Source organism: Pelovirga sp., assembly GCF_059864205.1.
This window is the reverse complement of record NZ_JCBCBS010000056.1, coordinates 1-1,986: the sequence shown is the minus strand read 5'-3', so window position 1 is coordinate 1,986 and position 1,986 is coordinate 1. Positions and strand designations below refer to the sequence as shown.

2 protein-coding genes are annotated in these 1,986 nt (G+C 53.8%); both read left to right on the top strand.

Features of this window, described 5'->3' with window-relative positions; genetic code table 11:
- Window positions 1-257 precede the first annotated feature (257 nt).
- Window positions 258-887 carry a precorrin-8X methylmutase gene (locus AC6F7T_RS03180; RefSeq protein WP_500716524.1) on the top strand — a complete coding sequence of 210 codons (630 nt, stop codon included), beginning with the start codon at window positions 258-260 and terminating at the stop codon, window positions 885-887.
- Window positions 888-950: 63 nt separating this feature from the next.
- The gene (gene bluB / locus AC6F7T_RS03175) at window positions 951-1,718 is read left to right on the top strand and encodes a 5,6-dimethylbenzimidazole synthase (RefSeq protein ID WP_500716523.1); all 768 of its coding nucleotides are present in this window, start codon (window positions 951-953) and stop codon (window positions 1,716-1,718) included.
- Window positions 1,719-1,986 lie beyond the last annotated feature (268 nt).

Below are 1,986 nucleotides of genomic sequence, written 5' to 3'. Positions count from 1 at the left end.
CTTTTTATCCCAACCCTCGCTGCTGGACTGGTTGCTGGAGCGATAAATATTGGCAGATAATGCGTAACTGTTCAGCATCTTGAGAAACAACTCAGCAATGAGCCTGCAATTGGTATGTTTGAACGCTGCGGAAATTTGTTTAAGCGAAGCGAGTTCATTTTCGCAAGTGAAAATATGCCAATTGATAGGCTCTCGCTACGAAGCTGAATAGTTACGATAATCGCATCCACCAAAAAACATAGAACATGGAGCATGCAATGGACAAAGGCCTACAGATAGAGCAAGACAGTTTCGCCATCATCGACTCTGCGACCGACCTCAGCCGCTTTAACAGCGCTGAGCAAGTCATCGCCCGCAAACTGATTCACACCACCGGCGATACGGCATTCGCCGAGTTGACCTGCATCCTGCCCGGCGCTATAGAGGCGGGCGTTGCGGCCCTGCGTCGTGGCGCACCCATCATCTGTGATGTGGAAATGGTGCGGGTCGGGATTACCCGCCGCTACCTGCAGAGCTATGGCAATCAGGTGCACTGCTTCATCAGCCAGCCGGACGTGCTGACCCGCGCCGCTGCCGACAACCTGACCCGCGCCGAAACCGCCATGCTCTACGCCGCCGAACGCTACCCCGACGCCATCTTCGCCATCGGCAACGCCCCCACCGCGCTCTTGAAACTGCTGGAACTCACCGCCACCGGCAGAATGCAGCCCGCCTTTGTTGCCGGACTGCCGGTGGGGTTCGTCAAGGCCGAAGAATCCAAGGATCTGCTGCGCCAAACCACTATCCCCCACGTCACCAATCGCGGTCCCAAGGGCGGCAGCCCCTGCGCCGCCACAGTGATCAACGGGTTGCTGGTGGTGCTGAATGATCTCTTGTCAGCTGAATAATCCCGGCATATCCACCATTCCCCATTAACCACCAGCAAATCTGACTTCAGGAATGAATCGATCATGGATAAAATCAAATCCCATCTGCAAGCCGAAGACGTATTTTCTGCCAAAGAAAAAAAAGGCCTGTTCAAGGCGATTTTCAGCCGCAGGGATGTGCGCGGTCAATTCAAACCGGATGACGTACCTGATGAGGTATTGGGCCGGATTCTGAACGCCGCCCATCATGCTCCGTCGGTGGGCTTCATGCAGCCGTGGAATTTTGTCGTCATCAAAGATCCCGACACCAAACAGTCGGTATACAATGACTTCGCGCAAGCGAACCGCGAAGCGGCAGAGATGTTTGATCCGCTTCGCCGCAGTGCCTATCAGGGATTCAAGTTGGAAGGTATTCGTGAAGCGCCGATCAATATCTGCGTTACCTGTGATCGTGAGCGCACCGGGCCGGTGGTAATCGGTCGCACGCATGTGGAAACGATGGATCTCTACAGCTGCGTCTGTGCCGTCCAGAATCTGTGGCTGGCGGCGCGGGCTGAAAATATCGGTGTCGGCTGGGTCAGCATCCTGCATGAGCAACGCCTCAAGGAGATCCTGGATATCCCGGCAAGGATCGTCCCCGTCGCCTATTTATGCCTTGGCTATACCGATTTCTTTTTTAACAAACCTGAACTGGAAGCAGCCGGTTGGCAACCCCGCCTGCCCCTTGAAGATCTTGTTTTTACTGATCGCTGGGGGGAATCTATCGATCAGACAGGAGGATTTCGGGAAGAACTGTCACGACAGAGAACCCTTTGCAGAGATTTTGCAGAAACGCATTCAACAATGACATAAAGGCAATTGACTCTGACATTTTTCCCGATCAAAAAACCTGGACAGGAACGCTTTGCCACCTTGACCCCTGCGCGGGTCGAACGTGGAATTTTTTAGCGAAATCGATTTTCGCCCAGCCCAGTCATGTTTTCAACTCAAAGCCTGTCCTGAGAACAATCTATGCGCTCACATATGATATGTTTTGCTAACACCCTGCCTCAGGTGCGCCGATCACCACCAGCTCGACCCCCAACTCCCGACAGGCCTGCCGCTTCTGTTCAAAGCCACT

What these genes read in the sequence shown, in the direction of transcription:
- bluB (WP_500716523.1), top strand. Translation starts at nt 951, where the DNA reads ATGGATAAAATCAAATCCCATCTGCAAGCCGAAGACGTATTTTCTGCC.
- AC6F7T_RS03180 (WP_500716524.1), top strand. Translation starts at nt 258, where the DNA reads ATGGACAAAGGCCTACAGATAGAGCAAGACAGTTTCGCCATCATCGAC.